Genomic DNA, 14,395 nt, shown 5'->3' on the forward strand with positions numbered 1-14,395 from the left:
GTCAGCCTGCGAGAAGAGCTGCGACGAACGGTGCAGCCAGCACCGAGATGAAGATCACGCCGCGCAGCAGCGCCGGCAGCATCGGCTCGATCGTGAGGCCGTGACCCTGCAAGGCAATCGGCACGGCATGCAGTGAGCTGGAATTGCGGACCAAGCGGTCAGCCATGGGTGAGAATCCCTTTACGTCGCCCTCAGTGGCGTCTCGTATATGTGGGAAAATTTACCACGTCAATCGTCAAGTGGGAAAAAGTGGGATTGTGTCCCACGCGCGGCGCCGTTACACTCCGGACATGAATGCCAAGTCCGGGTCCAAAGCAGCGGCTCCGCAGCCGAATGCCGCCGCGAAGCTGCACGCGCCGCTGGCGCGGCTGCTGCGCCCGCTCGTGCGGCTCTGCATCCGCAGCGGCATGACCTTCCCGGCGCTGGCGCAACTGCTTCGCGAGCTCTTCGTCAACGTCGCCGAGCACGATTTCGCGCTGGAGGGGAAAGAGCAGACCGACAGCCGGGTCAGCCTGCTCACCGGCATCCATCGCAAGGAGGTGGCGCGGCTGCGTGGGGCGGGCGCGCCGGTGCACGAGGCGCCCGCCGCGGTGTCGCTGACGAGCGCCGTGATCGCCCGCTGGCTCGCCGCGCCCGAATTCACCGATGCGAAGGGCGAGCCGCTGGCGCTGCCGCGCACGGCCGAAGGCGATGCGCCGTCGTTCGAGCAGCTCGTCGCCTCCGTCACCAAGGACGTGCGGCCGCGCGCGGTGCTTGACGAATGGGTCGACCGCAAGCTCGTCACCATCAATGACGCCGACGAGATCGAGCTGGTCGAGGCGGCCTTCGTCCCGAGCGGCGAGGACGACGGCAAATGGCACTATCTCGGCCGCAATCTGCACGACCACATCGCGGCCGCCGCGCAGAACGTCTCAGGTGCCGCGCCGCGCTTCCTCGAACGCGCGGTGCACTACAACAACATCTCGCCGAAGCTGGCGCGGCGGCTCGAGGCGCGCTCGCGCGAGCTCGCGATGGACGCGCTGAAGACCGCCAACCGCGAGGCCAACCGGGCGCTCGCCAAGGACAAGGGCGGTGAGGCGCGCTGGAATTTCGGCATCTACATCTACAGCGAAGACGCCGATGAGGGTGAGACCAGGGAAAGCGGCAAGGACGTCGGCAAGGATGGCGGCAAGGAGGGTGGTTCTTCATGAGCCGGCCGCCGCTGATCTCCCGCCGTCTGCTGCTGACAGGATTTTGGCTCGCCGGCACGGCGATCGCCCATGCGCAGGTCAAGCGCGGCAGCGATCAGGGCATCGGCGGGACCGGAATCAGACGCGGCGACGACCACGGCATCGGCGGCACCGGCATCGTCGGCGTGATCCAGCGTTTTGGCAGCATCTACGTCAACGGCGAGCGCGTCACTTACGCGAGCGACGTGCCGGTCAGGATCGACGGCGAGGCGGCGAGCCCGAGGGCTCTGCGCATCGGCCAGCTCGCGCGCGTGGTCGCGACCCGTCAGGCCGACGGCACGCTCGTGACGCGCAACATCACGATCGCGAGCGAGGTCTCCGGCCCGATCGAAGCCGTGAAGGGCAACGAGCTGACGGTGCTCGGCCAGAAGATCGTCGCAACCGACAAGGAGAGCAAGCTTCGCGCGGGCACGCAGGTGGCCGTCTACGGCCTGCGCCGGACCGACGGCGTGATCGTCGCCAGCCTGGTCGAGCCGCGGCGCGAGGCGACCGAGCGTGTCACCGGTCTGGTCGAGCGCGGGCCTGACGGCTTGCATATTGGCGGGCTGAAGCTGCGCGGCGTCGATCCGTTGCTGGTCGGTCAGCGCGTCCAGATCGAAGGCAGTTCGAGCCAGGGCGCGATGCAGGCGGCGCGCGCGCGGATCGACGATTTCTCGGATCTGGTCGGCGCGAGCCGCCTGTCGATCGAGGCCTATGTGCAGCGGGTGGGATCGAACCTCCAGTTCGGCTCCGGGCTGATCGCGCATGACAGCTCGCGATTCGGCCCCGCGGCCGGTGAAGCCCGCATGGTGGTCAATGGCGCGTTCGATCGCTCGCGCGGCTTCCAGGTGGATTCGGCTCAGGCCATCGGTCAGGGGCCGGGAGCGCCTCCGTCCGGCGGCGGCAATCCCAATCGCTCGCCCGGCGGTTCGATCCTGCATCCGAATCGCAGCACGCCGAGCCCGGGCGGCAATCAGCCGGGTGCGCCAGGTGCGCCCGCGCCGGGATCGAGCCCCGGTGGCAGTCCCGGCTCGGCGCCGTCAGGACCCGCCGGCCCGTCGGGTCCCGGCGGACTTGGTTCGCCCGGCGGGCCCATGGGGCCCGGCGGTGGAATGGGCGGTGGTGGCTTCGGCGGTCCCGGAGGCGGGATGGGCGGCGGCCGGCGTTAGAGGCCGGACAGGCTCAAAAGAAACGAGCGCGGGCCTAGCCTGCGCTGAGCCGCACGCCGGCGCGCAGGAATTTCTGCGGATCAACCGCTTCGCCGTCGATACGGGTCTCGTAGTGCAGATGCGGGCCGGTGGAGCGGCCGGTCGAACCGACGAGACCGATGACCTGACCTAGCTTTACGATCTCGCCGACCTTGACGTTGATCTCGGAGAGATGGCCGTAGCGGGTCGAGAGCCCGTTGCCGTGATCGACTTCGACCATGCGGCCGTAACCACCGGACCAGCCGGCCGAGACCACCTTGCCGTTGGCGGTAACGCGTGCCGGATCACCAGTAGCGGCGCGAAAGTCGAGCCCGGTATGCATCGCGGGCCGGCCGAGGAAAGGATCGCTGCGCACGCCGAAGCCGGAGGTGAATTCGACCTCGCCGATGACGGGCTTGCGGTAGGGCACCAGCGCCAGCGTGCGGTTGAGACGGTCCATCTCGGCGCGCGTGGTGTTGATGCGGTTGAGCTGCTTCTCGAACGGACCTGCATTGGCCGTCAGCTTGACGGGCACGAAAGGACCGCCCATCGCGGAGCGCGGCACGGCGGCTTCGAGGCTGGCGAGATTGAGGCCGAGATCGCTGACGACGCCGCGCATCCGGCGCATGCGTGAATCCATGCTTTCCTCGACGGCGCTGAGCGCCGCCATCTGGCGACGCTCGACCTGGTCAAGCGAGGTCGTGAGTCGGACCAGGACGTTGTCGAAACCCTGGTTCTTGGCGAATTGGCTGGTCGGCGGCGCCGCGACAGCCGGGGCGCGCGACTCGAGCCGCGCTTCGCGATCGGGCGGTGCCACGAAGATCACGGTGTCGCTGATCGGCGACGGCTTCGGCGTTCCCTGCGTGGTGCCCTGGCTCGAATCGCCGCGCTGCGGGGCCGAGCGGGGAATTGATCCGGTCACGTCAGGCATGGCCCCGAGCGCCGTGGCTCGGGACTCCAGCGCCGTCTGGCGCTTCATGATCTGGTCGAGCTTCTGATCGAACTGCTCCTGGTCGAGCAGCTGCCGGCTGGTGGTGCGGTCGACCTTGGCGCGCAGCTCGGCGATGCGGTCCTCATAGGCGTACTGCATCTCGGCCTGGCGCGCGATCAGCCGGGTCAGGACGTCGTCGCGGAAGGCGAAATAGGTGGCGGTTGCGGCCGACCAGAGCCCGAGCAGCACGACGGTGCCGACCACGATCCAGAACACCACGGGCCCCAGGCGAACCTGCTTGCCGTGATGGACGATGGTGTAGGCGTCATCGGCGTCGGTTGCGGGCAGGGGAATCGCGGCTGCCACCGCGGCGGCGGGCCGGCGCTGGAAGGCCCGTCCGTGGTCGTGCGCGTGATGTTGGGGGTACTGCGAATATTGGGCAGAACTTTTCGACATCGGCACTCCCGCGCCGGTCGGATGAGTCCGTACGGCCTAATTGCCGCAGCAATCTGGGCCGGTCATGGTTAATTTTCCGGAAACGGAACCGCTCGAACTTAAGGGATTGGTTAAAGGCTTCTTGCCGCTTCCAGCACCGCGTCGGCGTGGCCGTCGACGCGGACATTGCGCCAGACCTTGGCCACCTTGCCGTCGGTCCCGATCAGTATCGTGGTGCGAAGAATTCCGAGGAAGCTCTTGCCATACATGGACTTTTCGCCCCAGGCGCCGAACGCCTCCAGCATCTCGTGCTTCTCGTCCGAGATGAGGGGAACGCCGAGACCGTGCTTGTCGCGGAACTTCTCCTGGGCCTTTAACGGATCGGCGGATACACCGAGCACCGCCGTGCCGGCCGAGGCGAAAGCGTCCGCCAGCCGGGTGAAGTCGATGGCTTCCCTGGTGCAGCCGGGCGTGTCGGCACGGGGATAGAAAAACAGGACGAGCTTCCGGCCGGCATAATCCGACAGCGTGACCACGTCGCCGCCATCGCGGGGCAGGCGGAAGGCGGGCGCCTTCTGGCCCTCGATCAGGACCGCCTTCGCGCCTCCGGGCGCGGCGGCTGATTTGGAAGAATTTAACTGTTTCGATGCGGCCTTATGTGATCCTGCTTTTGCTAAGGTCCCGGTTGATTTGCTCGCCGGCGTCCGCTGTGTTTTCGCGGACTTTGTTTGAGTCGTTGCCCGCTTGGTCGGAGCCTTCTTTTTAGCCGTTGCAATGCCGGAGGGCGTTTTGGACGATTTCTTTCGGGATTTCTTGGACATACGCCTTCCTTTCGACGCTTTCGGCGGGTCAACCAAAGCGGTATTGCAGCTCTCGTCCGGTGTGCCGGAATCGCGCCCTCGGCTGGGCAAGTCTGACGACGCCGGAGTATGGTTACAAGGAATTACACGCACCACCCCACTGCTCGTTGAACGCGCTTCCGGGGCGAAATGACCAACAGCAGGAATATTCGAGGTATGGCGGCAATGCCGGCGCGGGGAGCTTCGCTTCCCGTGGGCGGCTGCGGTCCCGGCGGCGCTCAATCCTACGACGGGCGCCTGTATCGAGAGGCAATGGCAAGGAATACGTCGCCCCAGGACTACAATCGGGATTTCGATCGGCGCGGCGGCCAACAAGAGCCGCAGGAATGGGACGACGCCGACTGGGATCCGGATCAGGAAGCGGCGGCGGGCCATCGGGCGCGCCGGTTGTTGTCGCGTTCCAGTTCGGGTTTCCATCGTTTCGGTGACGGGTTCGGGGCGTTGCGCCGCTGGCTGGGCGGCGGCCGCTGGCTGAAGCGGCTGGCCATCGTGGTCGGGGCTCTCGCCGTCATCTTCGTCGGCTGCTTCGGCGCGCTGTGGTGGCGGCTTGGCGCAGGTCCGATCAATCTCGACATCGCGACGCCGTGGCTCGCCGCCGCCATCGAGGACAATATCGGCCACGGCAACACCGTGGAGGTCGGCGGCACCCAGATCGAGCGGGCCGGGCGAGTCCGCATCGCCGTGCGCATCCGAGACATCATCGTGCGCGACCACGACCATGTCATCGTCGCCACCGCGCCGAAGGCCGAGGTGAAGTTGTCGGGTGCAGGTCTCCTGATGGGGCATTTGCGCGCGGAAAGCCTCAACCTCGTCGATGCCGAGCTCGCGATCCGGATCGCGCCTGACGGCACCGTCACCGTGTCGGCCGGCGACACCGCAAAGCCGCTGGCCACCGGCGTCGCATCCAAGAAGGACGCCGGCCTGCCGCCGACATTCCCGCGCAACGGTGTCCCGCCGCCGCCCTTTGCCACGGCGCCTGCGGGCCAGGACTCTTCCCAAGTCGCGTCGCAAGCCGCACCGCCGGCAACCGCGCAGAGCGGCATTCTTCAGGGCCTCGACTGGCTCGACAGCCTGAGCATGACCGGCCTCGACGGCCAGAACCTCAACGAGATCGGTCTGAAGAACGGCAATCTGATCGTCGACGATCAGCAGCGCGGCAGCAAATGGACGTTTGAGAACATCACGCTCAGCCTGCGCCGGCCGAGCCGCGGCGGCGTCGCGCTCAGCCTCGGCGAGGAGGGCGCGCGCCCGTGGTCGCTGCGTGCCACGATCGGCCCTGCCGAGAACGGCGTGCGCTCGGTCGACATCCGCGCAGACAAGGTCTCAACCGCCAACATCCTGCTGGCGCTGCGGGTCAAGGACCTCACCTATACCGCCGACCTGCCGCTGACCGGCGAGCTCAAGGGCGAGCTCGGCCGCGACGGGGTGCCGACCTTCTTCCGCGGCAAGATCGCAATCGGCTCGGGCAACATCATCGACACCGACACGCCTGACTATCCGATGGCGATCGACTCCGCCGAGATCAACATCGAGTGGGACGCCAATCGGCGCGTGCTGGTCGCTCCGTTCAAGATCCTCTCGGGCGCGAACCGCCTGACCCTTCTGGCCCACCTCGAGCCGCCCAACGGCACCGTCAACGACTGGCAGCTCGGTTTCAGTGGCGGCTCGATCCTGCTCGGCGGCATCGACAACGAGCCCCCGCTGGTCTTCAACCGTATCGCAATCGGCTTCCGCTTCGACACCGACCACAAGCGCATGCTGCTGACGCAAGCCGATATCAGCAATGGCGAGATCGGCGTCGCCGGCACCGGTGCCATCGACTATTCGGGCGAGCCGCGGCTGACGCTGGGCTTTGCGGGAACGCCGATGTCGGCCTCCGCGCTCAAGCGGATGTGGCCGACGCTTGTCGTGCCCGAGTTGCGCGAATGGGTGATCGAGCGGATCGAGCGCGGCACGCTCCAGCGCATCGAGATCGGCGTCAATTCGCCGACCAGGAACCTTCCGCGCAAGGGCCCGCCGATTCCCGACGACGGCCTGTCGGTCAACATCGTGGCGAGCGGCGTTGCGGTTCGCCCCGTGGACGGCATGCCGGTGGTGCACGATGCCGATTTGAGGGCGCGGGTGACCGGGCGCACCGCGACCGTGAATATCGGGCAGGGCATTGCCGATACGCCGGCGGGCCGCAAGGTCACGATCTCCGACTTCGTTTTCGAGGTGCCCGACATGGCGCCCAAGCCGTCGCCGTCGCGAACCAGGTTCCGTGTCGACGGTCCGGTGCCGGCTGCGGCCGAAATGCTCTCCAATGATCGCCTGAGCGACCTGTCGTCGACCGTCGTCGATCCCAACACCAGCAAGGGGACGTTCACGGCCAACATCCAGCTCGGCCTGCCGGTCAAGGGCGAGCTGACCAAAGCCGACACCACCTACGCCGTGACTGCCGATCTCAACGGCTTTGCCGCCGACAAACTGGTGATGAACCAGAAGCTCGAGGCCAACAACCTCAAGATCGTCGCCAACAACCAGGGCTATCAGGTCAAAGGCGACGTCAAGATCAACGGGCAGGCGGCCTCGCTCGACTATCGCAAGCCCACCGAGGGCGATGTTGACGTCAGATTGCAGGCGACGCTGGACGATGCGAGCCGTGCGCGCCTCGGCTTCGATCTGAGCCCCGCCGTCAGCGGATCGCTGCCGATCAAGCTGTCGGGCAAGATCGCCAGCGGCCCCGACCAGACCACCAAGCTCGGTGTCGAGGCCGACCTGACCTCGGTCAAGCTCGACAACATCCTGCCCGGCTGGGTCAAGCTGCCGGGCAAATCGGGCAAAGCCAGCTTCAAGGTGGTGCCGACGGCACAATCGACGCGTCTGGAGGACATCGTCATCGAAGGCGGTGGCGCCTCGATCAAGGGCTCGCTGGAAGTCGATCCGAGCGGCGACCTCATGAACGCGAACTTCCCGGTCTATGCGCCGTCCGACGGCGACAAGACCACCTTGAAGGTGGAGCGTGGTCAGGACGGCGTGGTGCGGGGAACGATGCGCGGGGACGTGTTCGACGGCCGCGGTTTCCTGAAGTCGGCGATCTCGGGCAATTCCAAGGACGACGGCAAGAACAAGATGAAGAACGTCGATTTCGACATCGACGTCAAGCTCGGTGCCGTCGCCGGCTTCAACGGCGAGGCGATGCGCAGCGTCGACGCCAAGATGTCGCGGCGGAACGGCACGGTCAAAGCCTTTACGCTGAACGGCAAGATCGGCCGCGACACACCGGTGGCAGCCGATTTGCGCGGTGGCCGCGCCCAGGGCAACCGCGAGGTGATCTACCTCCAGACCAACGATGCCGGCGCGCTGCTGCGCTTCACCGACACCTACACCAAGGCAGTTGGCGGCCAGATGGTGGTGGCGATGGAGCCGCCGACGTCGGAGCCGAACACCTCGCGCGAGGGCCTCATCAACGTCCGCGATTTCACCGTGAAGGGCGAGGCGCAGCTCGAGCGCGTTGCCGCCGGCGCGCCGAACGGCACGGGCAACGGCGTCTCCTTCAGCGCGCTGCGCGCCGAGTTCACGCGCCAGAACGGCGCGCTGACGATCCGCGATGGCGTCGTGAAGGGCCCGATGATCGGCGCCACCATCGAAGGCTCGATCGACTATCCCGGCAACCAGGTGTGCATGAGCGGCACCTTCGTGCCGATGTATGGCGTCAACAACATCTTCGGCCAGATCCCGCTGTTCGGCATCTTCCTCGGCGGCGGCAACAATGAAGGATTGATCGGCGTGACCTACGAGGTCGTCGGCACGCCGGCCGCGCCCGTGATGCGCGTCAATCCGATCTCGGCGATGGCGCCGGGTCTGTTCCGCAAGATTTTCGAGTTCAACACCGGCAAGCAGAACTCGCCGTTCGACGAATTCCCCTCGCAGTCGAACGACGGCTCGACCGGATCGACGCGTCAGCTATCGAGCGGCTGCAACCTCGCGCGGCGATAGCGGCGAAGCTGCCTTTATTCACGGATCGGTCAGACTGTGTGACGGCGTTTCCAGAACGGTGCGTCCGCCCAGCGACGTTCGAGTGCGTACCAGGCGCTCTCGGCTCTCAGATTATGGCTACGCACGGAGACGACGTCACGGGCGTAGTCGTCGAGCGCGCTTGCCTCGCCATCGAGCCAGCGGTTGGCGGCCTCCGCGGCCGAAAGACCGAAATAGAGAGAGTTGAAGAGCCCCTGAGCGGACAGCGGGTCGCAGGCAAGCGCAGCGTCTCCCGTTGCGATCCAGCCCTCGCGGACCGGAGACTCCGGCCAGGCTGAATGAGCGGCGCAATAGCCCGTTTCCGACGCGCTCCATGCAGCTTCGCCGAGCAGAGCACCGAGCATCGGCAGCGCGCGGGCCCTGCGAAGCAGTGCGCGCGGCGTCGCTGCGGTTTTGGCTGCGGGCAGGTCGGAGTCGGTATGAAAGGCAAGCAGTCCCTCTCCAGCCGGCAACGCCGAGCAATACCACCAGCCTTCAGCCTCGGCTTCGATCTGGACGACGCCGGCGGGCAGCGTAACGCCGGACGCACGCAGCCAAGCGCAGCTCAGTTTCCCCCGTCGCGTTCGCGTCGCCGCCCCGAGGCGCGAGCGCCGTCCCGATGCGTCGATGATCAGGCGGGCCCTGACGTCCACCCCCTCGGGCCGATCGAGCGTGACGGCGAAGCCTTCGCTCTCCCGTCGCACCGCGATGGCGCGCGCGGTGACTGCGGACGCGCCGCGCGCGCGGGCGGCTGCGCGAAGACGATCCTCGAACAGTCGCCGGTCGATTTGCCACCCGTGCCCATCGGGATCGGCGATGCTGTCGCGAACCACCGGCGTCGGGTCTCCCCAGGCACTCCGAAGCGCGTGTCGCGGAGTGTGACCGTCCGCCAGGAATTGGTCCAGCAGACCCATGTCGGCAAGGAGGCGACGCGCCGCGCCCGGAATGGATTCTCCGATGCGCTGTTCAGGGGCAGGGGCCGGATCGACCAGCAGGACTTTCCGGAACGGCGCGAGGTTGAGCGCGACGGTCGCACCCGCCGGACCGGCACCGATGATGATCGCCTCAGCGTCCACGCTATTTGAGGTGAACGGGGAGTCCGCCGGGATAGCGGCGGACCTTCTCGATGCCGGAAATGTCGACGTCTGCGCGTGACAGGCCGGCGGCGGCCAGCTGAGCGCGCACCGCTCCGGTCGCGGGGATGACATCCGGAATCGGCTTGTGCTGATCCTCGACCTCGATCACGGACGGAAATTGATCCGTATCCTTGGGCCCCGGTCGCGCCTCGACCACGCCAAGGTGGTCGAAGCCCGCGATCATGTTGTTGATCTGGTCGGTGTAGCTGGTCCTGCCGAGCGGCGCGATCCAGCGGGCCCGGGCCGCGAACGCCGCCTTGCGACTTTCCATCGGCTGTTTGGGGTCCATCACGATGTCATAGTTCTCGACCGTCAGCACTTCATTCGGCACGCGTGCGGGCCAGAAGGTCGGCGCATAGGGATCGTAGGTCTTGTCGTAGCCATTGCGGCAACTGGCGGTATCGGTCTGCCAGGGAACGGCCATCCAACGGGTGATGTCCCCGGCCTGTTGTCCGGCCAGCGGCCCGTGGGGAATTTGCGCGCCATCCAGGTTGAGGATCGGCCCGAGATCCGGCGCGATCCAGCCGGGCGGAGCGTGCGCGATCCGGAACGCAGCCATGTAGAGCGTCGCGCTGCGCATCGGCCACGTCATCTCGCATCCCGGGTGAAATGCATCGGCAAGGCAGAACTCCAGCGCGCCGCGCGTCAGCAAGTCGCCCTGATCTTTCAAGGGCGCGTCTTCTATCCGTTGCGGGGGCTGGTGCGCCGGGTCGAAATCCGCATCGAAATCGCCGCCCGCCCATTGCATCAGCATCGACAATTGGAGATCGGTCAGAGCAGCATATTGCCGTGGCGTCGGCGCCGGCGGGATGTTCATGGCATCGCCATAGAGCCACGGCCACGGCTTGGGCGACCATGAATCGACGTCGAAGCGGCGAAACGTGTTGGCGATGGTCCGCCGCAACTCTTTCTCGCTGTCGTCGGCGCTGGACAATCGGGCGAGGGCCTGCGGCGAGACGAGATCGAAGGCGCCGGCCCATCCGAAGGCGGCGGCGAACGCGGCGTTCACCCACTGAAGGCCATTCATGCGTTGCAGGATCGGCAGGATGTCGTTCGTGAAGGAGGGACGCTGCGGCGCCGTCAGCATGCTCGCCGTCACCGCGACGTCGCGCATGAGATCCCACATCGTACGCACGGATTTGCGGAGTGGCCCGTAATCCGGTGGCGCCACGACGACCCAGGCGGGGGTGACCTCGAGCTTTCGGCCGGACAAGGTCACCTCGGCCGTGACCGGTCCGTCGGACACGTCGTCGAACCAGCCTTCGTTGTTGGCGAACGTGATGGCCCAGCTCCCGTTTGCGGATGCCGAGACGCCGTGTCCGCCCAATACGATCAAGCGTGCGTCCGCATCGGTGGAGATCTCACCGAGATAGACGGTGCGTCCCATGAACTGGCCGGTATCGAATGCCTTGGCCTTCGCATTGCGGCCCGCAACGCTGCGGGGACCAGGCCGGATTGCGAGCTGGGTCCGGTCGGCGACCGTGGCATTGCGAAGCGTGGTCGGCATTGCAGAGGCAGCCTCCGGGACATCCAGGGCCAGCTGGAATCCGTACCAGGCGGCCTTGGTGTTCGCGAGTTCGACGTGCCACGTGACATCGGCGGTCTGGTCCGCGCCCGTCAGCTCGCGGACGATCTCGCCGGAAGCGTTGACACCATAGATGCGGAAACGCGCCGCCTGTCGCTTCAGCGCGCCCGTCGCATCGCGATAGGAGCCGACGGGAAGTGGAGCCGGATCGGGTGTTTCCGGGCCGACGAACCATTCGTTCCGGCTGGTGCCAACTCGTGCAACGCCGATCGCCGGATAGATCACGGCGCGAACAATGTCATCGCTCATTGACGTCCTCCCTTTGGCGCCGGCATTGAAGGCTGCGCCAGAGGAAGCGTCAACAGAAATATCTATCTTTGCGTGTGTCCGGTTCGTGACACGCGCACGATGTGGTTTGCGGCGCGTGGGCTACGCGGCGCGCACGCCCGCCAGGAAGGTGCCGACCTCGCCGGAGAGCTGCTCGGCCTGCTTGGAGAGGTTGCTGGCGGCCGCGAGCACCATGCCCGCCGCGTTGCCGGTCTCGTTCGCCGCCGTGCTGACGCCGCCGATATTGGTGGTGACCTCCTTGGTCGCCTCAGCGGTCTGCGAGACGCTGCGGGCGATCTCGGCGGTAGCGGCGCCTTGCTCCTCGATGGCCGCGCCGATCGAGGTGGCGATGCGGCTGACTTCCTCGATGGTGGCGGTGATGCCGCCGATCGCGTCCACGGCTTCCTTGGTCGCGCCCTGGATCTGGGCGATCTTGTCGCCGATCTCGCGGGTGGCTTCCGCAGTCTGGCTCGCAAGCGACTTCACCTCGGAGGCGACGACGGCAAAGCCGCGGCCGGCTTCACCGGCACGCGCAGCCTCGATGGTGGCGTTGAGGGCGAGCAGATTGGTTTGCGCCGCGATGCTGGAGATCAGCTCGGCGACGTGCTCGATCTGCTGGGCGCCGTCCGAAAGCGCGCGGACGATGGTGTCGGTGCGGCGGGCGCTGTCCACGGCGCGGCCGGTCACCTCGGCGGATTGCGCGACCTGGCGGCTGATCTCGGTGATCGAGGAGGAGAGCTCCTCGGCTGCGGCGGCGACCGTCTGGACGCGCTGGCTGGCCTCGGTGGCGGCGGAGCCGACCACGGCGGCGCGGCGGTTGGTGCCCTCGGCCGTGGATGACATCGACTGGGCGGTGGTCTCCAGCTCGCCGGAGCCCGAGGCCATCAGGCCGACGAGCTGGCCCACGGACGCATCGAAGCGATCGGCGAGCGAGATCAAGGCATCACGTTTCTCCTGCTCGCTGCGGGTCTTGGTGGCGACCTGCTCGGCTTCGAGCGTGCGCGCGGTCAGGGCGGTCTGCCTGAGCACTTCGAGGGTCTCGGCCATGCGGCCGATCTCGTCGCCGCGATCGGTTTCCTCGACCGGCTTGTCGATGGCGCCGTCGGCGATTTCCTGCATCCGGCTCTTCTGGCGGTCGAGTGCGCTCAGCACGTCGCGAGCGATCAGCCAGGACAGCGTGGCCATCAGCAACATCAGGCCGACGCCGATTGCGGCGAGCTCGAGCGTCAGCGCGCGCACATCGGCGTCGATGTCGTCGACATAGAGGCCATAGCTGATCGTCGCATCCCAGGGCGCGAACTTGCGCGCGAACACGGTCTTGCGCACGGCCTCGGTCTGGCCGGGGCGGGGATAGAGGTAGGAGGTCACGCCGCCCTGGGCATTCTGGGCGGCGACGTTGATGATCGCGTCGGCGATCATCACGCCGTTGGAGTCTTTCGCGCCGGTGATCTTGCCTTCGAGCTGCTGATTGGCGCCGTTCACGAGCAGCGAGGTGTCGGGATTGTAGACGACGGGATAGCCCTGGCCGCCGTTGAAGCTCATGCGCCGCCCGCGCATGTGGAACTGGGCCTTGGCCTCGGCCTGCGTCAGCTTGCCGGCGGTGACGTCGTCCTGAACCGACTGGGCGAGGTTGTAGAGCATGTCGACCGCGGTCTTCATCTGCTGGACCCGATCCTCCATCATCCGGCTCTTGCTGAGGAAGGCCGATACCGCGATGATGGCTGTGACTGTGAGAGCCGCGAGGCAGACCATGCTGGCAAGCTTGGTGCGGATCTTCAGATGGCTCAGCAGCTTCATCGCAGCCTCTACGAAATGGTTGTTATTGCTCGCATCGGTAGCATGAAGTTCTTACTAATCATGAATATAGGCATGCGGCGGCCCGCCGCGCGCGCGTGCGTTCGCAGCCCTATGCGCAACCGTGCAGGCAAACCGACACGCCTCGGCGCAGGCCAGTCCACGCGCTGGAGAAGATCGATCCTGAACTTTGGAAATTATCCAGCCTTGCCGGAGCGGCCATGAACCGATTCGTTCACCGCCTCATCATGTCCGTGCTGCTGGTCGCGGCCCTCGTTCTCATCTGGAACGTCCTGGGCTCGCGGTAGATGACACCGGCAAGGCGCCGGTGCCATCCGTTACTTGTGCGCCGTGCGTCAGCGCCGCGCGAACGCGCCGCCGGTCGAACCGCTTTCCTTGCCCATCGCAGCATCGACGCTGATCGGACCGCCGCCGGCGGCCGACAGGTAGAGGCAGGCGAAGCAGAACAGGATCGCCGCGGTGCCGCCATTGAGCAGCGGCAGGAGCACCGGTGTTTCGCCCTTGAGCATGTGTCCCATGAAGTAGGCGAAGGCCATTTCGCCCGAGAGGATGAAAGCGGCGAGGCGAGTGAAAAGGCCGATCATCAGCAGCCCGCCGATCACCAGTTCAAGCGTTCCGGCCGCGCCGTAAAGTGACATCAGTTCGACTTTGGCGAACATCGGTACAGGCGGGAACTTGAACAGCTTGGCGATGCCGTACTGGAACAGCAAGAGGCCGGTGATGAAGCGAAACAGGCTCAAGAGAACCGGCTGAAAGCGAGTGAGATAGGGAAAGTTCATTGGTTTGTGCCCTCCATCCAATGCGCGACTTGGAACGTATTCAGTTCGGCCTCGCAAGCCACCTGCGATTGATTCCGCGCTGACATTTTCGTCATGTAGGACAAAACACCGCAGTTTGTCCCTTCACTCCGGTTGCGCCGGATTTTTTTCGCACGCGGCTCTCGCATGTCGTCCGTAATTTTCCGGTGACGTCGAG

General features: G+C 66.3%; 10 protein-coding genes. 3 read left to right on the forward strand and 7 right to left on the reverse strand.

Features of this window, described 5'->3' with window-relative positions; genetic code table 11:
* Window position 1: 1 nt before the first annotated feature.
* Window positions 2-166, reverse strand: coding sequence for a hypothetical protein (locus NLM15_RS21035; protein ID WP_254119029.1), 165 nt, complete (start codon window positions 164-166; stop codon window positions 2-4).
* A 124-nt stretch (window positions 167-290) separates the two neighbouring features.
* Here NLM15_RS21035 and NLM15_RS21040 point away from each other — a divergent pair, with 124 nt between their 5' ends.
* Complete coding sequence (locus tag NLM15_RS21040; protein WP_254119031.1) at window positions 291-1,190, forward strand: DUF6502 family protein; 900 nt, start codon at window positions 291-293, stop codon at window positions 1,188-1,190.
* Entirely contained in the window at window positions 1,187-2,377 is a 1,191-nt protein-coding gene (locus NLM15_RS21045) for a DUF5666 domain-containing protein (protein ID WP_254119033.1), read from the forward strand. The genes NLM15_RS21040 and NLM15_RS21045 overlap by 4 nt, the downstream gene beginning before the upstream one ends.
* Before the next feature lie 34 nt (window positions 2,378-2,411).
* Here NLM15_RS21045 and NLM15_RS21050 read toward each other — a convergent pair whose 3' ends face one another.
* Window positions 2,412-3,782 carry a M23 family metallopeptidase gene (locus NLM15_RS21050; RefSeq protein WP_254119035.1) on the reverse strand — a complete coding sequence of 457 codons (1,371 nt, stop codon included), beginning with the start codon at window positions 3,780-3,782 and terminating at the stop codon, window positions 2,412-2,414.
* Between the two features lie 110 nt (window positions 3,783-3,892).
* The gene (locus tag NLM15_RS21055) at window positions 3,893-4,582 is read right to left on the reverse strand and encodes a peroxiredoxin (protein WP_254119036.1); all 690 of its coding nucleotides are present in this window, start codon (window positions 4,580-4,582) and stop codon (window positions 3,893-3,895) included.
* Window positions 4,583-4,786: 204 nt separating this feature from the next.
* Between NLM15_RS21055 and NLM15_RS21060 the strand changes: the two genes are divergently transcribed.
* Window positions 4,787-8,599, forward strand: coding sequence for an AsmA-like C-terminal region-containing protein (locus tag NLM15_RS21060; protein ID WP_254124309.1), 3,813 nt, complete (start codon window positions 4,787-4,789; stop codon window positions 8,597-8,599).
* A 29-nt stretch (window positions 8,600-8,628) separates the two neighbouring features.
* Here NLM15_RS21060 and NLM15_RS21065 read toward each other — a convergent pair whose 3' ends face one another.
* The 4 genes from NLM15_RS21065 to NLM15_RS21080 form a co-directional block, all read right to left on the reverse strand.
* The gene (locus NLM15_RS21065; RefSeq protein WP_254119038.1) at window positions 8,629-9,693 is read right to left on the reverse strand and encodes an NAD(P)/FAD-dependent oxidoreductase; all 1,065 of its coding nucleotides are present in this window, start codon (window positions 9,691-9,693) and stop codon (window positions 8,629-8,631) included.
* Window position 9,694: 1 nt separating this feature from the next.
* Window positions 9,695-11,587 carry a LodA/GoxA family CTQ-dependent oxidase gene (locus NLM15_RS21070; protein WP_254119040.1) on the reverse strand — a complete coding sequence of 631 codons (1,893 nt, stop codon included), beginning with the start codon at window positions 11,585-11,587 and terminating at the stop codon, window positions 9,695-9,697.
* A gap of 120 nt (window positions 11,588-11,707) precedes the next feature.
* A complete protein-coding gene (locus NLM15_RS21075) occupies window positions 11,708-13,402 on the reverse strand; it encodes a methyl-accepting chemotaxis protein (RefSeq protein WP_254119042.1) in 1,695 nt (564 codons plus the stop codon).
* 353 nt (window positions 13,403-13,755) lie between these two features.
* On the reverse strand, window positions 13,756-14,199 hold the full coding sequence (locus tag NLM15_RS21080; RefSeq protein ID WP_254119043.1) for a DoxX family protein: 444 nt from the start codon (window positions 14,197-14,199) through the stop codon (window positions 13,756-13,758).
* Window positions 14,200-14,395: the final 196 nt, after the last annotated feature.

The organism is Bradyrhizobium sp. CCGB20, from assembly GCF_024199855.1.
In the GTDB taxonomy this organism is placed as follows: domain Bacteria; phylum Pseudomonadota; class Alphaproteobacteria; order Rhizobiales; family Xanthobacteraceae; genus Bradyrhizobium.

Bases quoted from the DNA above. Each gene is read 5' to 3' on its own strand.
- NLM15_RS21035 (WP_254119029.1), bottom strand. From the start codon at position 166: ATGGCTGACCGCTTGGTCCGCAATTCCAGCTCACTGCATGCCGTGCCG.
- NLM15_RS21040 (WP_254119031.1), top strand. From the start codon at position 291: ATGAATGCCAAGTCCGGGTCCAAAGCAGCGGCTCCGCAGCCGAATGCC.
- NLM15_RS21045 (WP_254119033.1), top strand. From the start codon at position 1,187: ATGAGCCGGCCGCCGCTGATCTCCCGCCGTCTGCTGCTGACAGGATTT.
- NLM15_RS21050 (WP_254119035.1), bottom strand. From the start codon at position 3,782: ATGTCGAAAAGTTCTGCCCAATATTCGCAGTACCCCCAACATCACGCG.
- NLM15_RS21055 (WP_254119036.1), bottom strand. From the start codon at position 4,582: ATGTCCAAGAAATCCCGAAAGAAATCGTCCAAAACGCCCTCCGGCATT.
- NLM15_RS21060 (WP_254124309.1), top strand. From the start codon at position 4,787: ATGCCGGCGCGGGGAGCTTCGCTTCCCGTGGGCGGCTGCGGTCCCGGC.
- NLM15_RS21070 (WP_254119040.1), bottom strand. From the start codon at position 11,587: ATGAGCGATGACATTGTTCGCGCCGTGATCTATCCGGCGATCGGCGTT.
- NLM15_RS21075 (WP_254119042.1), bottom strand. From the start codon at position 13,402: ATGAAGCTGCTGAGCCATCTGAAGATCCGCACCAAGCTTGCCAGCATG.
- NLM15_RS21080 (WP_254119043.1), bottom strand. From the start codon at position 14,199: ATGAACTTTCCCTATCTCACTCGCTTTCAGCCGGTTCTCTTGAGCCTG.